Annotated in this window: 16 protein-coding genes; 10 read left to right on the forward strand and 6 right to left on the reverse strand. The window is 45.9% G+C overall.

The window, feature by feature from the left end; translation table 11 throughout:
* The first annotated feature begins 135 nt into the window (after positions 1-135).
* Positions 136-3792 carry a trifunctional transcriptional regulator/proline dehydrogenase/L-glutamate gamma-semialdehyde dehydrogenase gene (gene putA / locus IE103_RS07620; protein ID WP_189345790.1) on the forward strand — a complete coding sequence of 1219 codons (3657 nt, stop codon included), beginning with the start codon at positions 136-138 and terminating at the stop codon, positions 3790-3792.
* Between the two features lie 27 nt (positions 3793-3819).
* Entirely contained in the window at positions 3820-4350 is a 531-nt protein-coding gene (locus IE103_RS07625) for a hypothetical protein (RefSeq protein WP_189345439.1), read from the forward strand.
* A 170-nt stretch (positions 4351-4520) separates the two neighbouring features.
* On the opposite strand, the gene IE103_RS07630 is transcribed toward IE103_RS07625, so the two are convergent.
* The 4 genes from IE103_RS07630 to IE103_RS07645 form a co-directional block, all read right to left on the reverse strand.
* Positions 4521-6077, reverse strand: a complete 1557-nt coding sequence (locus IE103_RS07630; protein WP_189345440.1) for an amidase — start codon at positions 6075-6077, stop codon at positions 4521-4523.
* 90 nt (positions 6078-6167) lie between these two features.
* Complete coding sequence (locus IE103_RS07635) at positions 6168-6548, reverse strand: SirB2 family protein (RefSeq protein WP_189345441.1); 381 nt, start codon at positions 6546-6548, stop codon at positions 6168-6170.
* Positions 6549-6598: 50 nt separating this feature from the next.
* Positions 6599-7477 (reverse strand): PhzF family phenazine biosynthesis protein, encoded by an 879-nt coding sequence (locus IE103_RS07640; RefSeq protein WP_189345442.1) that lies wholly within the window; start codon positions 7475-7477, stop codon positions 6599-6601.
* Positions 7478-7591: 114 nt separating this feature from the next.
* Complete coding sequence (locus tag IE103_RS07645; protein ID WP_189345443.1) at positions 7592-9295, reverse strand: S41 family peptidase; 1704 nt, start codon at positions 9293-9295, stop codon at positions 7592-7594.
* Between the two features lie 299 nt (positions 9296-9594).
* Here IE103_RS07645 and IE103_RS07650 point away from each other — a divergent pair, with 299 nt between their 5' ends.
* The 6 genes from IE103_RS07650 to IE103_RS07675 all read left to right on the forward strand — a co-directional run bounded on the left by IE103_RS07650 (position 9595) and on the right by IE103_RS07675 (position 13225).
* On the forward strand, positions 9595-10080 hold the full coding sequence (locus IE103_RS07650; protein ID WP_189345444.1) for an FKBP-type peptidyl-prolyl cis-trans isomerase: 486 nt from the start codon (positions 9595-9597) through the stop codon (positions 10078-10080).
* Between the two features lie 7 nt (positions 10081-10087).
* Complete coding sequence (locus tag IE103_RS07655) at positions 10088-10288, forward strand: VF530 family protein (protein WP_189345445.1); 201 nt, start codon at positions 10088-10090, stop codon at positions 10286-10288.
* Positions 10289-10396: 108 nt separating this feature from the next.
* The gene (locus IE103_RS07660; RefSeq protein ID WP_189345446.1) at positions 10397-10882 is read left to right on the forward strand and encodes an asparaginase domain-containing protein; all 486 of its coding nucleotides are present in this window, start codon (positions 10397-10399) and stop codon (positions 10880-10882) included.
* Between the two features lie 119 nt (positions 10883-11001).
* Positions 11002-11511, forward strand: coding sequence for a hypothetical protein (locus tag IE103_RS07665; protein ID WP_189345447.1), 510 nt, complete (start codon positions 11002-11004; stop codon positions 11509-11511).
* Between the two features lie 71 nt (positions 11512-11582).
* Positions 11583-11834, forward strand: coding sequence for a hypothetical protein (locus IE103_RS07670; RefSeq protein ID WP_189345448.1), 252 nt, complete (start codon positions 11583-11585; stop codon positions 11832-11834).
* A gap of 86 nt (positions 11835-11920) precedes the next feature.
* The gene (locus IE103_RS07675) at positions 11921-13225 is read left to right on the forward strand and encodes a glycosyltransferase (protein WP_189345449.1); all 1305 of its coding nucleotides are present in this window, start codon (positions 11921-11923) and stop codon (positions 13223-13225) included.
* A gap of 2 nt (positions 13226-13227) precedes the next feature.
* Here the strand turns inward: IE103_RS07675 and IE103_RS07680 are convergent, their stop codons facing one another.
* Together IE103_RS07680 and IE103_RS07685 are read right to left on the reverse strand one after the other, a co-directional pair.
* Positions 13228-16230 carry a bifunctional diguanylate cyclase/phosphodiesterase gene (locus tag IE103_RS07680; protein WP_189345450.1) on the reverse strand — a complete coding sequence of 1001 codons (3003 nt, stop codon included), beginning with the start codon at positions 16228-16230 and terminating at the stop codon, positions 13228-13230.
* A 240-nt stretch (positions 16231-16470) separates the two neighbouring features.
* A complete protein-coding gene (locus IE103_RS07685; protein ID WP_189345451.1) occupies positions 16471-18027 on the reverse strand; it encodes a B12-binding domain-containing radical SAM protein in 1557 nt (518 codons plus the stop codon).
* Between the two features lie 32 nt (positions 18028-18059).
* Here IE103_RS07685 and IE103_RS07690 point away from each other — a divergent pair, with 32 nt between their 5' ends.
* The gene (locus IE103_RS07690; RefSeq protein ID WP_189345452.1) at positions 18060-18299 is read left to right on the forward strand and encodes a hypothetical protein; all 240 of its coding nucleotides are present in this window, start codon (positions 18060-18062) and stop codon (positions 18297-18299) included.
* A 44-nt stretch (positions 18300-18343) separates the two neighbouring features.
* Positions 18344-18655: a hypothetical protein gene (locus IE103_RS07695; protein ID WP_189345453.1), complete on the forward strand. Its 312-nt coding sequence runs from the start codon at positions 18344-18346 to the stop codon at positions 18653-18655.
* Positions 18656-18705 lie beyond the last annotated feature (50 nt).

Below are 18705 nucleotides of genomic sequence, written 5' to 3' on the forward strand. Positions count from 1 at the left end.
GATTTGAGGCTTGTTAATAATATTTGGTGGAATTGTCGCACAAAATAGAATATTTCGATATACCTCAGAATTTCCAGAATTAATCCTCGCCAATGATCTATACAATTAAATCATATTTGCTTTTATAAATAAATGATGAATCCTTCCATGAATCCAACCACAAGCAACATGCCTTTCCACGCCTTGCAGCAAGAATTGCTAGCAAATCCATCTGCATTACGAGTCAAAATTACTGAAGCTTATCGTCGCGACGAAGCCGAGGCGGTTGCTTGGTTGTTAGAAAATTTGCAGGAAATACCCGCAGCAAAAAACAACATTCATGAGCTCGCGAAGAAATTGGTTAGCTCTGTGCGCCAACAACGTACGCGCGCCTCTGGTGTGGATGCGCTGATGCATGAATTTTCTTTGTCATCGGAAGAGGGCGTGGCCTTGATGTGTTTGGCAGAAGCATTATTGCGGATTCCTGATGCGGCGACTAAAGATAGATTGATCGCTGACAAAATTAGTAAAGGCGATTGGCGCAAGCATTTAGGCGAATCGCCTTCCTTGTTTGTGAATGCGGCGACTTGGGGTTTGCTGGTCACAGGCAAATTGGTCAGCACCAATAGCGATCAAGGTTTGGGTTCGGCATTAACGCGTTTGATCGCAAAAGGCGGTGAGCCATTGATTCGTAAAGGCGTCGATTTGGCGATGCGTATGTTGGGCAACCAATTCGTCACAGGTCAAACCATTGATGAAGCCTTAAAAAACAGCCAAGACAATGAAGCGCGCGGCTATCGTTATTCTTACGATATGTTGGGCGAAGCGGCATTGACTATGCACGACGCTGCGTTTTACTACAAAGCTTACGAAACCGCGATTCACGCGATTGGTAAAGCATCGAATGGTCGTGGCATCAAAGATGGCCCAGGTATTTCTGTCAAACTTTCGGCTTTACATCCACGTTATTCACGTGCGCAACGTGCGCGCACGATGGAAGAATTACTACCACTGTTGAAAAAACTCTTAGTTTTAGCGAAGCAGTACAACATTGGTTTGAACATCGATGCGGAAGAGACCGATCGCTTGGAATTGTCCTTAGATTTAATGGAAGCATTGGCTTTCGATAAAGACTTAGACGGCTTTGAAGGCATAGGTTTCGTGGTACAAGCCTACCAAAAACGCTGTCCATTCGTGATTGATTATTTAATTGATTTAGCGCGTCGTAGTGGCCGTAAATTTATGGTGCGTTTGGTCAAAGGTGCGTATTGGGATTCTGAAATCAAACGTGCGCAAGTCGATGGCATGCCAGGTTTCCCCGTCTATACACGTAAGGTTTATACCGATGTGTCTTACCTGATGTGTGCGCAAAAATTGTTGGCGGTCACCGATGTGATTTACCCACAATTCGCAACGCATAATGCCTTAACTTTGTCGACGATTTATAGCTGGGCGCAAGAAGCTAAAGTCACGGATTACGAATTCCAATGTCTGCACGGCATGGGCGAAACTTTGTACGATCAAGTGGTGGGCGCAGATAAGTTGAACAAGCCTTGCCGCATTTATGCACCAGTCGGTTCGCATCAAACTTTGTTGGCGTATTTGGTTCGTCGTTTGTTAGAAAACGGTGCAAACTCGTCCTTCGTGAATCAAATCGTCGACGAAAAGATCTCGATTGATTCTTTGATTGAAGATCCAATCAGCATTGCAAGCAAGCTCGCTGGAAAAATGCATAGTGGGATTAATTTACCAGCGAATTTGTTTGGCAAAGAACGCCAAAATTCTGCGGGTATGGATTTCAGCAATGAACTGCAATTGCAAAAAATCAGCGCGCATTTCAGCGCATTCAGCCAGCAAGCCTTAACAGCAACGCCGCTATTGGCTGGCACGGTGTCAGCAACAAGCGCACGTCCAGTTCTGAATCCAGCTAACCATAGCGACGTGGTTGGTCAAGTCATCGAAGCCGATGCCAATGATGTACAAACCGCCTTGGCAGCAGCACAAGCGTATGCAGCAGAATGGCAAAATCAAACGCCAGCGGCACGTGCCGCGTGCTTGAGTAAAGCGGGTGATTTGTTAGAAGCACAGACTTTAGATTTCATGGCTTTAGCGATTCGCGAAGCAGGTAAATCCTTACCGAATGCTTTAGCCGAAGTGCGTGAAGCAGTCGATTTCTTGCGTTACTACGCAGCACAAGTTGAAAATCAGCCGCAAACGCAGGCATTGGGTCCGGTGGTCTGCATCAGCCCATGGAACTTCCCACTCGCGATTTTTATCGGCGAAGTCAGTGCCGCTTTGGCAGCAGGCAATGTGGTGTTAGCAAAGCCAGCGGAACAAACACCTTTGATCGCCCATCGCGCGATTCAACTGATGCACGAAGCAGGCGTGCCAGCGGGTGCTTTGCAATTCTTACCAGGTACGGGCGAAGTCGTTGGTGCGCAATTGGTGGCAGATAGCCGCGTTAAAGGCGTGATTTTTACCGGCTCGACAGAAGTTGCGCAAATCATTAATCGTACTTTGGCAAAACGCTCGGTCGCAGAAGGCATCGATATTCCATTGATTGCTGAAACCGGTGGTCAAAATGCGATGATCGTCGATAGTAGTGCTTTGCCAGAACAAGTGGTGAATGATGTGTTGTCATCGGCCTTTGACAGCGCGGGTCAGCGTTGTTCGGCTTTGCGTGTATTGTGCTTGCAAGAAGATATCGCCGATAAAACTTTGGAAATGTTGCGCGGTGCGATGCAAGAATTGCGTGTCGGTATTCCTGATCGTTTGGCAACCGATATTGGTCCTGTGATTGATGCCGAAGCGCAAAAAAATCTGCAAAGTCATATCGACGCGATGCGTGGTAAAGCCAAATCGTTCTACAGTTTAGAGTTACCTGCAAGTTGCAGCAACGGTACCTTCGTGGCACCAACTGTGATGGAAATTAATTCCTTGTCTGAATTGACGAAAGAAGTGTTTGGTCCGGTCTTGCACGTTTTGCGCTACCACCGCGATCAATTGCCAGCCTTGGTGGACGCGATTAACGCGACCGGTTTTGGTTTAACTTTGGGCGTACATTCGCGCATCGATGAAACAATTGAATTCATCACCCAACGTGCGCATGTCGGCAATATTTATGTGAACCGCAATATCGTCGGTGCAGTGGTTGGTGTGCAGCCTTTCGGTGGCGAAGGTAAATCTGGCACGGGTCCTAAAGCAGGCGGTCCTTTGTATCTGAAGCGTTTGCAACATAATCCGAACATGAGCTTCAGTGGCAATACGGTCTACGAGAAACAAGCGCCAGTTGCTTTGGATGCGTTCACCGTCTGGGCGAAAACCCATGGTCATGCCGATGTCGCTTTGTTGGCGGATCAATATGCACGTCAAAACCCTTACAAGATGACGATGTTGTTACCTGGCCCAACCGGTGAAACTAATACACTGGCATTTGCTTCACGCGGTAGCGTGTTCTGTGCAGCGAGTGATGTCGCGACTTTGCTCAATCAAATCGCAGCGGTACTTGCCACAGGTAATACCGTCGTTTTGGAAGAAAAAACCAAGGCTTTATTACCAGCTGATTTACCAAAATTGGTCAGTGATGCGATCAGCGTTGGTACTTCTGAGCACGTGCATTTTGCTTTGCTTGGCCGTGATATTGCAGCCAATTACAAAGTCGTTTTAGCGCAGCAAACCGGTGCGATTGTTTGTATCGCAGAATGCGATGCGAAGACTGAATTGCCTTTATGGCGTTTAGTCGCAGAACGTGCTTTGTGTGTGAACACGACTGCGGCGGGTGGTAATGCGAGCTTGATGAGTTTGCAGAGCTAAATTTCGAGTTGAGCCATAGGAAGCAATGTGCTGGAAAGAGCTATCACGAAAAAAGAAGCGGTGAGTTTAGTAGTTATGCTTGAAGCAGGATTAATCAGTCATGAACACTATTTTTGCTGGGCTGACGAGAGAATCAGGTTAGAGGACGCGCCTGATTTTTGGCTGTTGGAACTTGCGGCAACGAAAGACCCAAAGACTGCCATTAGCCTTTTGAATTCATACGCTTATTCCGAGCCATTTGAAGAATTTGCATCGGAAGAGTGTAATGACGAATTCGTTGCTGCAGAGTGGATTCGATATAAAAAAAGTGACATTTCGTGGGCTACGTTTCTTATCGAGTGTGGAGATTACACAGATGTTAATTGCGCGAGAGAAGATTGCGAGTACTTTTTTTACAAGCTAAACGATCTTGAAAGTTCGCAATTTTCAAAGTCATTGGAAGAAAAGCAAAGCGCAATTATTTTTAAGAGATTCTCAGATGTTATTCAGAGAGTTGAACATAAATATATTGAGTTTTTACCATATCTAAGAACATATCGTGAAACGTACATGGCTTAGCAAAGTGTCGGAAGGGATAAATCTACGCTTTGCTTAGGTTTTCTCCTGAGTAAGAAATAAGATTCAAAATTAGATTCTTTTGAATCGAAAAAAGCCGCAGCACTAATTTGGGCTGCGGCTTTTTTATGTCTACTGAATTTGAAATTAAAACGAAGACTGAATTTAGATTCCTATTTCAACAAACTAGGTGCAGGCAGAGCTGGTCGCGCTTGTTCAAACGCATAACCCATCTTCAATAAACTCGCATCGCTCCATGCTCCTGCAAAGAAAGACAAGCCAACTGGCAAACCTTTCACCAAGCCCATAGGCACCGTCAAATGTGGATAACCTGCAATGGCTGCCGGAGAACTTGCACTGCCAGTGATGGCATCGCCCTTTTTATAATTGATATCCCAAGCTGGGCCCGTGGTTGGTGCGATCAAGGCGTCGAGTTGATGTTTTTTGAGCGCGGCATCGATACCTTCTGGGCCAGACAGTCGCTTTGCGCGCTCACTTGCTTCAAGATACGCCTTGTCGCTTAAGGGACCTTTGGCTTGCGCCTGCTGCATGATTTCTTGTCCAAAATGCGGCATCACTTGCTTCGCGTTTTTCTTATTAAATGCCATTACATCGGCCATGCTACGGGTACTTACGCTGGTTGGAGTAGTGGCGAGATAGGCATTTAAGTCGGCTTTAAAATCGTAGAGCAAGACGGTATATTCATCTTTGCCAGTCTTTTCCAGATGCGGAATTTCTACTTGATCAATGATGATGGCGCCTTGTGCTTTTAAGATCTCGACGCTGCGGTTAAATAGGGCCAAGGTTTGTTTGTCATAGCCTTGGACCAATTTGCTGACAATGCCGATGCGTTTGCCTTTGAGCGCTTGCGTGTCGAGACCTTGGGTGTAATCGGTTTTGTGTTGATCCGCATCTTTGGTTGCAGCATCGTTAGCATCGCTACCTGCAATCACATTCATCAATAGCGCGGTGTCGCGTACCGTTAAAGTCATAGGACCAGCGGTATCTTGGCTGTGTGAAAGCGGTACTACGCCGCTGCGACTCACCAAACCTAAAGTCGGTTTGAATCCGACCAAACCATTCACTGCTGCTGGGCAGACGATGGAGCCATCAGTTTCAGTCCCGATTGCGGCGGGGATTAGGCGCGCTGCTACCGCCGCACCGGAGCCAGAGCTAGAACCGCAGGGTGTTTTATTTAGATTATAGGGATTGCGGGTTTGTCCGCCTGCGCTACTCCAACCGCTGGTGGATTTGGTCGAGCGGAAATTTGCCCATTCACTCAAATTGGTTTTGCCAGCCAGTACCGCACCCGCGGCGCGTAATTTAGCAACCAAGAAGGCGTCGCTGCTAGCGATGTTATTTGCCAATGCAAGTGAGCCAGCGGTAGTTGGCATGCCTTGAATCGCGATATTGTCTTTGACCATGATTGGCAAACCTTGTAACAGCAAACGTGGATTACGATTTTTGTCGGCTTGCTCAGCGTCTTGTTTGGCTTCGCTACGCACAGCACTGATAGCGCCCACGCGCGGATTGAGTTGTGCATGGCGGCCTTGGTATTGCTCTAAAACTTTGACTGCTGTGGTTTTTCCAGATTGCAAGTCTTGTTTGATTTGATGCAAATCTTCATTACTTTGTGCATGAATTGCGCCACTTAGCGTGATGCAAGCAAGTGCAACGCTGAGTTGAATATTGAGTGCAAGTAGCCGTTGGCGAGTGAATTGTTGTTGCATGAAGTCTCCTATCTTTATTGTTGTTTAGTCAGTGTTGTTGACGCAGTTTTTATAAATTGGTGGCTTTTGATTGGATGAGTGCAGGATGATTTAGTTCATCCATGGCAGGACTTGCTTACTAAGCGCGACCATCAAGATGTAGGCAAAGCAAATTAGTGCGAGTACGAAACTGAGATTCTGCGCCTGTGGACTGCTGGCGCGTTTGATCGCAAACGTACCAGCAAAGATATACGCCAATAGCGCGAGTATTTTGGCAGCCAACCAAGTCTGTTCGAAAGGATTGATGCTGGCAATAATCGCCATCCCGATTGCACTTGCTAACAATATGGTGTCAATTGTATGTGGAAGAATTCTGACCCACTTTTTTTGTAACATACTTGGGTTTTGCTTACGCCAATAAAAGCGCGTAACGAACAGAATCAGGCTGAGAGTAATGCAAGTTAGGTGTAAGTGTTTAAGCGGTAGGTACATGATGTCGTTTGAAGTTATTGAGGCGATTTCATTTTATTGGATAATCACTTTTATTGCTGCGGCATCGCTTCTAACCTACCTGCGCTGACACCCCACACGCCACCGCTGGCCAGAATCTCGCCATGACTGTTTTGATTTACGGTTAAACGGCTTGGTCGTTGGCGGAAACGGCCTTGTTGAATATGAATTGTTTGATCCGGCTTAACAAGTTGATGTGCGTAAAGATAGACAGCAGCAGGGCCTGCGGCACTGCCGGTAGCGATATCTTCGACCTTGCCGGCATTGTCCCAAGTGCGAATTTCATGGTTTTGGATATCAAAGATGAACAAAAATTTCGCATGGAGTTTAGCTAGTTCTTGTTCGAGATTCTTACCCGAAAAATGTACCTTATCGATTGCGCCGCTGTGTATCGGCAGGATCAAATAATCTAAGCCGGTGGAAATCACTTGAGGAGGGCATGTATCAAGCAAATCGCTAGCTTGCAAACCGATTTTTTGCAACACCCCGCTGACAGCTTGTTGCGATAGTGGCGCTTGGATTTGCGGCTTGCCTTGATTCATTTGACATAGATAGTGGTCAGCAAGATGCTTACTCGTCACTGCAATGGTTCGCTCTCCAACGCGGATAGACCAAGTGCATTCTTGCAGATCTTCAGCGTGAGTGCGATGCAAGATTGCAGCCGCGCCTAGCAGAGGATGACCAGCAAAAGGCAATTCTTCTTCCACCGTAAAGATTCTGGCGTTGGCACTGTACTCTTTGCCTGCTTGGATTTGCGACAGAAAGATCGATTCAAATTGCTGCATCTCTTGCGTGAGCGTTTGCATAAATTGAGAAGACCAATTTTCTGTATCTAAAAACACGGCTAATCCATTACCACTAAAGGCTCGTTCGGCGAATACATCGACGTGAAAATAGTTGTAATTCCGCATTTTTATCCTCTCTCTTTTTATTCGCACTGTAAACTCGGCATGCAATCCTGAGACGCTGCTCACGTCGAATCACTTAGTGACGTGAGCGCATTGACGATTATTCAGTAATACAGATTACTCGTTAATATTTTTTATCGCTGCGAGTAAGACAGTATCCTGTCCAGCATGGAAATCAGCAATCGTTGGTCGCACTAGGTGATGCGGTTGAATACCCACGCCAACAAATGCTTTTCCATCAGGATAGCTATCCAACTTGGTACATACGCGTGCCATTCCACCGCCAGGTAAGTCAAAAAATAAAGGCTGTCCTGTACTGCCCCCGGTCGCTTCACCAATAATTTTTCCTCTTTGCATTAAATCAAAGGCAAGGCTAAAGTCTTCTGCCGCCGAATAGGTGCGGGCAGACGTGAGCACCACCACTTTTCCAGCAAATTGATGTTGCGGGTCTGCTGCTTCTAGTGATTGTGGGAAGTGATGTAAAGATTCAGGATTGCCCCATGCACGTAGACTAGGCTTGTAATCGCGGGTGGCCGCTGCACTGGTAGCAAAGTCTTGTTTAGCGATGGTACTGAGAATCTTGAAGCCGACACCACCATCACCGCCACCATTCTCACGAACGTCGAAGATGATCGCTTTGGCTTTACTGATTTCCGAGAATGCTTTCAAATACGCGACGGCAGCAGTATCGTCATCAAAGCTATTCAGTGCAACATGGGCAATATTATTCGGCAGCATGCGCCAAGAAAAAGCTGGCAGGCCAGATAAAGCCTTATTTCGTTCTTTAAAACTAACTCGGTCGATCTTGATTTGATGGCGCTTGCCTTGCGTATCACGCACTTCTAATAGTGGCTTCTCCTTGGCCGATCCCTTTAAGAATTCATACGAATACATACGTGTTTCTAAGTCTTGCGGCGTAGAAGCACTGGCGTAGGGAGCAAGATCATTGCGCGCATAATCGTGCACATCTCGGTGATTGACTTCGAGAATTTCTGTGCCCGCTACCAGCCCTTGTTTGATGAGTTGCTGATCGCCGACTTCGGTAATGAAAACCCGGCCTTCAATTAGGCGTGTGCGAATCTTTGTAACAGCGAAGTCGGATTCATACAGCTCATCGGGCGCATAGACATTGGTGTGACCATCTTTCAATAGTGCACACATCTCCATCAATAATTTATAGTATTCCAGCGTACTCTTAGACGCGCGAACTTTCGGCAGGTAGCGTTGATAGACGGCATCCCAATCGAGTTCGCGTAAGGTATTGGTGTAGACGAAGTTGTATTTTACTTCTGACCAAAATTTAGATAAGCCAGCGACTTTTTCATCCACGCTGAGATTGGCCTTGTAAGCGGTTTTCCAAACGCTGGAATTCCATAAACGGCCAAGGAATTCGGCACGTTTCTGCATCGATAGCATCAGGCCTCCCCAGCGCGGATCTTGCCGTAAGCTTTGTAAATCACCGTCTTGTTGACTATGTTTAACATCGACAAATCCCGCATCTATTGCACGCTGTAGCCACGTGAATGCGAGATCGACATTGCCCTTTAAAGCATGGGCACAAGCAGCGTTATAGGCATAACTGCCGACTTCGGGCGCGGCATTGGCGATTCTTTGAAAAAGCTCAGCAGCGTTGGCGAATTCCTTCTTCTCTAAGGCCATTTGCGCTTCTTTTTCTAACCGTGCTAAATCTAGTTTGCTAATTGCCGCTGTGTTGGCCTGCTGTGCATGACTACATGCAGCGATGAATGGCGTGGCATATAGCAAGCCGCAAATGGCACTGCTAATCACTTTTTTTGTCAAGTTTTTACGAAACATCCGCATGACTTTGATCCTATTTTGTGCGTCAAAAATTAAACAAACTGAAACAGGCAAGAGTGTAAACATCTGAAGCGCGATAGAAAAGTAAAAATATAATAATTTAAGCAATTGTATGGAACATGTAACTTGCGATCGATAGTTCAACATAAATAGATGGTGAATAGCGGGATTTGCCCATTATTTACCCCGTATTTGCTGAGTAAAGTCAGTGCATGTCGTAGTGAATTTTCGCGTTGTTTTCAGCAGATTTCGATTATCATGCGGGCTGTGACTTTGTAATCATTTTTGATTTGGATAGGTTTATGAAACTTGCTTCTTCTTTATTGTTGGTCGTGTCTAGCGTATTCGCGCACTCTGCATTTGCTCAAGGTACTGCGAGCGCAACTGCCGACGCCACTGCAGCCAGCACACCACAAACGACTGCGCCCGCACCTTTACATCTGACCAAGTTAGGCATTATTGATAATGTGATTGGTACCGGTGATGAAGTTGTGAACGGTGCTATCGTTGAAGTGCATTACACCGGTTGGTTGTACAACCATAAAGCATGGAATTTACGTGGCGCACAATTCGATACTTCACGCGATAGCGGAACCCCTTTACAAGTAATGGTGGGCGCCAAGCAAGTGATTCGTGGTTGGGATATGGGATTATTAGGAATGAAAGTCGGTGGCAAACGCACATTGATGATCCCAGCATACCTCGGTTATAGCACGCAAGGTTCTGGCAATATTCCACCGAATACGCATTTGGTTTTTGAAGTTGAACTTGTTTCACTCAAAAAATAAAAAAACGATGGCACGCAGTTTACAAGGCAAGACTTTAGAAGCGATCTTGACCGAATTGCTTGAGGTGTACGGCTGGGACGGCTTGGCACATAGAATCGCGATTCAATGCTTTATCAACGATCCTAGCATCAAATCGAGCCTCAAATTTTTGCGTAAAACGGCTTGGGCTAGAGCAAAACTGGAGATGCTGTATTTGAGTTTACCCTAATGCTTAGTTGACCTGTGATTCGCTCAAAATTGACAGTGACTTAAGCTGCGCCCATACTCTACTTACTAGTTAACAGACCACTTTAATCGCAGTAAAAAAGGAATTCGTATGACCCTTCGTATCATCGCCACAGGTGGCACATTTGATAAACATTATGATGAATTGGCTGGTAAGCTGACTTTTCATGAAAGTCATTTGCCTGAGGTATTAAAACGTGCGCGCTTGACGGTGCCGGTTGAATTGGAAGTGCGTCCTTTAATTGATTCGCTCGATATGGTTGATCAAGATCGCAAAGAAATTCTAGCATCTTGCGAAAAGTCACCAGAGAAGGCGATCGTGATTATTCATGGTACCGATACCATGCGCGAAACTGCTCATGTGTTAGGTGCCGCGAAGCTTGATAAGGTGATCGTATTTACTGGTGCGATGATTCCTTATGGTGTAACGAATTCAGATGCATTTTTTAATCTTGGCTTCGCTTGTGCTGCCGCCCAGCTCATGCCTGCTGGAGTGTATGTGGCGATGAACGGTCAAGTTTTCCCTTGGGATAATGTGAAAAAAGATCGTAGTGTGGGCGTGTTTGTTCCTAACTAATTCGACCATAGGCGAGACAGTGGAAGTCTACAGTGGCGTTGTTTTACCCGTGCTTCATCATCAACTTGCACTATTTTTGCAAACGCATTACCAATCATTTTAATTTCTAGACGCCGATCATGAAACGCCTACTCTCCATTCTGTTCTGCTGCAGCTTGTTCATACTTGCTGGCTGTCAAAAAAATGTACAAGTGCGTTTCGATTCGGTGTATTTTTTCCAAACAGAAGAAGACTTACAAAAGAAGAAAATTAATCTCGAACAGCTATCGCAATACACTAGAAACTTACAGACCCAAGTCGCCAAAGTGATGCAAAAAGGGCAGACCACACCGGGCAATGGTTATGTGGTGGTGGCAGTGCGATCTGACCAAGAAGTGGCAGTGTGGTTAGATATGGAGCCTGTACTGCATGAATACTACGATTACGAAATCGTCGAGGCGATAAAAAAAATGCGCCCATTTGATGTCGATACTGGCATCGTCGTGTTCGCGATTAAGATGGCAATTGATACGCCCAAACACACCACCAAAGCGATTCCAGAGCCAAAAGACTGGATAGACGCGAAGAAAAAAGTTGGTGATCCGAATGACGTTGAACAAGTCGTGCTGTCGATTTGGCCGGAAGAGTAGGTTTTTGGTCGCATTACTTTCTCTGTTGGCTTTCGCTAATGTCGAACCTATCAATTATTCAAAGACTCGAAATGTCATTAGCCTCTTATGAGCGCGATGAAGTCACGCGTGATGATTTCGTACAATTCTTATCCAGTAGCATTCTTGCACTAGAAGGTGTGCCAGACAGTGTCCGTCATGAGCTACGTAATTATCAAAAAGAAATTGAGATAGAAGGCTATCTTGAGGATGAAGAGTTCGAAGCAAACACAATTGAGGTAAAAGAGAGTCTTGCAATCTGGCTTAAATCGTTGAAGTTGAAGTATTGTGGTGGAAATTGCTAACATTGCATTCGAAAATGGAGTTTGCTTGGGCGTTTTCAAACTTCTACTTATCTATCAGCGCGCCTTTTAATTTAACGTATTAACCCATGCACATCCAAAAAGTTTTATATCTGGGTTATGTCTGGCCAGAGCCGAATTCGTCTGCGGCTGGCAGTCGAACCATGGCGTTTTTACGTTTGTTTCGTGCGCAAAATTGGCAAGTCATATTCGCCTCAGTTGCGGCACTGTCACCGCATCGTGCTGATCTCTCTGCATTACAGATTGAAGAAAAACAGTTAGCGCTTAATTGCGATAGTTTCGATCAATTTGTGCGTGATTACCAACCTGATTTGGTGGTATTTGATCGCTTCTTTACTGAGGAACAATTTGCTTGGCGGGTCGAGCGTCAAGTACCAAATGCATTACGCGTATTAGATACTTGCGATTTGCATAGTTTGCGCGAAGCACGCCATCAATTATTAAAGCAGACTTTGCAAGCGTACCCAAATGAGCGCGAAAGACAAGCGGTATTGCAGCCCAGCTCTGATCGTGCAAGCTTGGTACAGCAAATGGCGCAAAGTGACTTGGCCTTACGTGAAATTGCGGCGATTTATCGCTGTGATCTGAGTTTGATGATTTCGCGATTTGAAACCGAATTATTGCGTGATGCTTTCGCTTTACCGAGTTATCTATTATGCGAAAACAATTTAATGCTGACAGCAAGGGCTGGTAGCTCGCCAGATTTTCAGCAGCGACAAGGGTTTGTCAGTATTGGTAATTTCCGACACGCGCCAAATTGGGATGCGGTGCTGTATTTGAAGCAAGCGGTGTGGCCGCGCTTGCGTGCCAAGATGGCTGATGCACAAATTGATGTGTATGGCTCGTATCCACCGCCGAAGGCGATTGCCCTGCATCAGCCTGAGCAAGGTTTTCATATGCGGGGTTGGGCAGATGATGCGCAACAAGTGATGGCGGCGGCGCGCGTGTGTCTTGCACCGATTCGTTTTGGTGCGGGAATTAAAGGTAAATTGGCGGATGCGATGGCTGCTGGTACACCTAGTGTAACGACGCGTATAGGTGCGGAATCGATGCATGGTGATCTGCATTGGGGTGGCGCGATCGCTGATCACTTAGATGATTTTGTGGACGCCGCGATTCGATTAGCGAGCGATCAGACGGAATGGCAATTGGCGCAACAACGTGGACAACAAATCTTGCAACAGCATTTTGATCACGACACCGCAGCAAGCGATTTTATTGGCGCTATTCTGCAAGCACGTGAACAACAGGCAGTGCGACGATTACAAAACTTTACCGGCGCGATGTTACGACATCACAGTATGAAAAGTACGCAGTATATGTCGCAATGGATACAACTAAAAAATCAAGGCATGACATCCGATCCGGCATGAATTTATTCGTCTGGATCTGATGCGGTTAATAAGAATTGATGATCGCTAGAATCGCCAGCGAGTAAGGCATCTAAGCCTTCGATAGGAATCGGTTTAGAGTATAAATAGCCTTGGAAGGTCAGGCAGTTATGATCGATCAAGAAGCGTCTTTGCGCGACCGTTTCGACACCTTCGGCAATTACATCCAAACCGAGATTTAAACCCAAAGAAATAATCGCCCGCACAATCGTCGCGTCGTTTTCATCATCATTCAAATCACGTACAAAGGACTGATCAATTTTTAATTGATTGAGCGGCAGTTTTTGCAGATAGGCGAGCGAAGAATAGCCAGTACCAAAATCATCCATAGAAAAGGCGATACCGAGTTTTTTCAATTGCTGCATTTTCTCGGTGGTCGCATCGACATTATCCAGAATCGTACTTTCAGTGAGTTCGATTTTGAGTCGACTTGGGTTAATATTGTGTAGACGCACGATCTCCGTCACCGTTTCGACAAAATTACTTTGTTGGAATTGCTTTGCACTGACGTTAACAGCCAAACTTAAATGCGCGGTTTTCGGATTGCGCCCCCATTTTTTTAATTGATTGCAGGCAGTTTCTAACACCCAGGTGCCGATAGGAATAATCAAACCAGTTTGCTCTGCCACTGGAATAAATTCTAAGGGTGAGATAAAACCGCGATCAGGATGTATCCAACGTAATAAAGCTTCCGCGCCAATCACATTACCATCCGCATCGACCTGAATTTGGTAATACAACTGGAATTGTTCTAGCGCTAACGCCACGCGTAGATTTGATTCCAACATCATTTTGACGACTAACACCGCTTGCATCGCTGGATCGAAGAAGCGAACGGCATTGCGCCCAGAAGTTTTGGCTTCATACATCGCGGTATCGGCGCGTTTGAACAGGTCTTTGACTGTGACATCGCCACCCTGGAATAGACAGACGCCGATACTTCCCGCACCGTGATGAATAAAATCAGTGATTTGGTAAGGCTCATTTAACAAAAGACGAATTTTTTCTGCGATCTTGTCGGCTTGCATCACCGCTTCATTGCGATCATGACTAAGTGCCTGTAGCACCACCACAAATTCATCACCGCCAAGGCGGGCCACGGTATCACTCTCGCGTACACAAGTTTGTAAGCGTTGCGCGGCTTCGATCAATAACAGATCACCGGCGTCATGACCACGTGTGTCATTGAGTGTTTTAAAGTTGTCGAGATCGATAAACAAAATCGCGCTATACGATTCGTCGCGCTGGTTCATAGCGATTAAATGCTGCAATCTATCCATCAAGAGACGACGATTTGGTAGATGCGTGAGCGGGTCATAAAACGCTAAATTCAGAATCTCATCTTCATAGCCTTTATGCCGACTGATATCGGTGAACGAACCGATGTAGTTGGTAATCATGCCGCTATCATTGGCAATCGCAGTCATGGTAATCATCTGCGGAAAGATATCGCCATCTTTGCGTGCAGCCCACAGCTCGCCTTGCCAGAATCGATGCTGATCTAAGGATTGGTAAATTTTGTTGAAGAATTCTTCGTCTTGCTGCGGCGTGACCAACATCGGAAGAGGCTTATCCACCAATTCATGCATATCGAATCCGGTAATACGTGCGTAGGCTTGGTTGATACGCAATACGCGCCAATGATTATCGGTAACGAAAATCCCTTCTTGTGATTCAAACGTAATCGCCGCAACGCGCAGATCTTGTTCGGCAATTTTACGTTCAGTGATGTCGCTAATGAAACAGTGCCATAGCGTACTGCCTTCTGCACTTTCTAGTTCTGGTAAGGCATCTAGAAATAACCAACGAATACTGCCATCACGACGCTGATAGCGAAACTCCATTTGATAGGGGCTTAAATGCTTGGTTGCATATTCGTGATTTTGTAGAAAAGTTTTTTTGTCGGCGTTATCGATGCGCGTCACTAAGATCGATGCATTCAGGCGGATTTCTTCGACACTTACCTCAAACATGGTTTCGATCGCATCACTTGCATACAGGATAGAAGTCGTGCGATCGCGGTGAATCCGGTATTGCATGACCACGCCAGGTAAGCGCGAAGCGACTTTATTAATTCGATCAAACGAATCCTTTAACTCATTACTAGCTTGCGTTCGTTCAGATTGCAGCGCATTGATGAGTAGTGCGGTCATCGACATGGTGCCGATGTATAGCCAGATAATGATCGAGCTCTCAGTCGGATCGAGTGATTGAAATGGGCCGCGCCCATTGTAGGTGGCGATGATGGCAAAAGCGCATGAACCCAATACAGTAATCGCGGTGAATAGGTTGCCAAGTCGAATTGCAGCCCAGATCATGACCGCCATCGCGATGAAAGTCAGTTGCAATGGGCTATTTTTCGTTAAGAAAATCAACCAATGTGATACAGCAAAAAAGCACACAAAGATTAAGGTTTCTTCGTAAATCAGCTTGGTTCGGATGCCACCGCGATGTAATGCAAATAATAGCGGTGCCAGTAATAAGATGCCCGCCATATCACCGGCCCACCAACTGATCCAGGCAAATTTGGGTTGTTCAAAATTGCCAGAGTGCCATAAGATAAAACAGCCCAGACTAGCAGAGATGCTCATGCCAAGGGCGCTACCGACAAAAAAGCGCAAGACATCTTCGCGACGCGGGAAATGTACTGAAAAGTGTTTCTTATTTAAGTACCAAGCGATGGCTGCAGGTGCGAGGGTGTTCCCCAGTGCCATGACCGAAGCACCATAAAGTGCTACGTCAGTGATTAAATTTAAACTGAGTGCAGCCAGAAAAATAGGGATACACATCACGAATCCCCAGCGCAGTAGCGCGACCAGTGCAATCCCGCTTGGTAGCCAGATCAAGGTCAGGTTCGGGGTCATGAAGGGAAAGTTTAAGCTAATGCCACCAGCCAAGAAAAATGCACAAAAAACCAAAAATAGACGCAGGCTGAAATGCAGGCGGCTAACATTGGCTTGAGCGTTTTGAAAAACTTGTGGTGGCATTATGCAGTTTTATTAAACTTAGAATAACCTCTGCATTATGCGCGAAAGCGCCGTCAAAAAACATTCCTGATGGCAAATTTTTGTCAATTTAAGACGTTGTGCAGCAATCCATTTTTTTGTGTTGTAGATTGTCCAAGCAATTAGAAAAATCGGATCATTTTTTAGGCGAGCCGACAGTAAGGAAATCCTTATAGCAATTTGAACGATAGCCTCACTGTAATCGCTACACAAACGCCCCAATTAACTTTGCAAATGACGACTTTGGCGTTTTGGGCTCGCTTTATGATTCGCGTTATCGTTGCTTGGCGCCTTTGCTGTGCTTGGCCGATTGTCTGAGCGCAAGACTTCGGGGCTTTGCTTGTGTTTGGCGTCGCCAGCGTAATCTTTACCTATCATCGTCAAAGCTTCTTGCTGTGGCATGCCTCGTTCTTGACACAGCCACTGCGTGACCAAATTAGCTAGGCGGTCTAAGGCAATTTTATGCGTTGCGTCGGTTTTGGCGTAAATCCAATCCGATAGCGCCATAAAATTTTCAAATGGGGCATCTGCCAAAATGACCGGCAAAGTGTGGCTAAAACGACCAGAATTGGCGATTAAGTCCCAGTAGCGTGCAAAACGTACTAATTTTTGCATCTCGGCAAATGGCACATCTTTGTTCGCCAAAATAGTGTAGGGCGGGTAAGGATCAAAGCGCATGCCGAACTCTTCGGTGTGACGAATAATCGGCGTCCCGCGTAGTCGCTTCAAAATACCAAATTGAATTTCATGCGGCCCTAATGCATACAGTTGATTAAAACCTGTTGCGAAACTGTTTACCGTCTCGCCCGGTAAGCCAGCAATCAAATCCACATGCAAATGGGCTTTTGAGTGTTGGCACAACCATTGGATGTTTTCTGCCGCCTTCGCATTGTCTTGCTTACGGCTGATACGGCTTTGTACTTCTGGGTTGAAACTTTGAATACCAATTTCAAATTGCAAACTGCCGTCTGGGAATTTTTGTATGCCTGCTTTGAGCGCGTCTGGCAAGTGATCTGGTACTACTTCGAAGTGGGCAAATACCGGATCGTCTGGGTTGGCTTCGAGTTTATCGAGAAAAAACTGCATGATCTTTAAACTGGTTTTGATGTTCAGATTAAAGGTGCGATCAACAAATTTAAATAAACGTGCGCCTCGTGCATGCAGTTTTTCCATCTCTGCTAAGAAGCGGTCGATATCAAAAGGCCAAGCAGTTTTATCCAGTGCGGATAAACAAAATTCACATTTGAACGGACATCCGCGCGAGGCTTCAACATACAGCGTGCGGGTTTGTATGTCTTTGTCAGTGTAATAATCGTATGGTAATTGCAATTCATCAAGCTTGGCTTGTACCCCAGCGTGAATTTTCATTAAAGGCTTAGGACCATTTAGGATCTGTTGGCAGAGTGCGGCGAAACTGATATCGCCCCAGCCAGTAATCACATAATCCGCTAAGCCAACAATTGTTTGCTCTTGCGTTTCGTATGAGACTTCAGGGCCGCCCAACACAATAATCACTTCAGGCGCAACGCGCTTTATCAACGCCACCAAGCGCGTGGTCTCTTCGACATTCCAGATGTACACGCCAAAGCCAATAATTAACTTTTCATCCGCGCGTTGCCAGCTCAATAAGCGCTCCAATAAGTCGGTTGTTTTGGCACCGATTACGAATTCTTGTAGATGGGTTTGCGATTGCAATTCGCCCATATTCGCATACAGGTAACGTAAGCCCATCGAAGCGTGAGCATAGCGGGCGTTTAAGGTGGACAGCAGGATGGTCATAAATTAATTACATTGCGAGGCGCATTAGTGGCATGAATAGCGTTGATGGCAAATCTCGCCACTCTCAGGGCTTTCAGAAAGGCCACATTGTACGCTGGCAAGCCGTTTCTGGCGTGATGCAGACCCATTTCTTGATCGGTATTGTTACAAAATATATTCGCCAGCGCATTTTGTGTCTTCGACCCCGTGTTTCTGCATTTCGTCGCAAGTTGATGGAAAGCGCAAATGGTGCTGGCTATAGTTCAACCATCGACGCAGGTCGAACCAAGTAAAAACCTAAATTAATCTGACTAATCTCAATAAAGGAGTATGCAAAATGAAAACGACATTTACGACTAAAGTCATCATCGCAACGGCATCTAGTTTCGTGCTAATGGGTTCTGCGCATGGCTTTCAAGCGAAACAGAGTGAAGCAGCTAAAGTGAACACTCTAAAGACACAACAAGTAACAGTGTCAGCAAAACGCATGAGCCCTGAAGAAAAATTGGCATTTGATTTGCAATCGACTGGCATGCAAACAGTCATCATCAGTGCTAAACGTTTGACTGCGGAACAAAAATTAGCAATGGACGCACAAGATCGTGCATGGCAAACAGCATCCAAAAGTAAAGCGAATTTGAAGGGCTAATCTTGAGAGGCTATTGCATGAAGATCGTGTTCAAACCAAGAGTGTGTCTT

Origin of the sequence: Affinundibacterium macrobrachii, assembly GCF_014652415.1 — a bacterium.
Classification (GTDB): Bacteria; Pseudomonadota; Gammaproteobacteria; order Burkholderiales; family Burkholderiaceae_D; genus Undibacterium; species Undibacterium macrobrachii.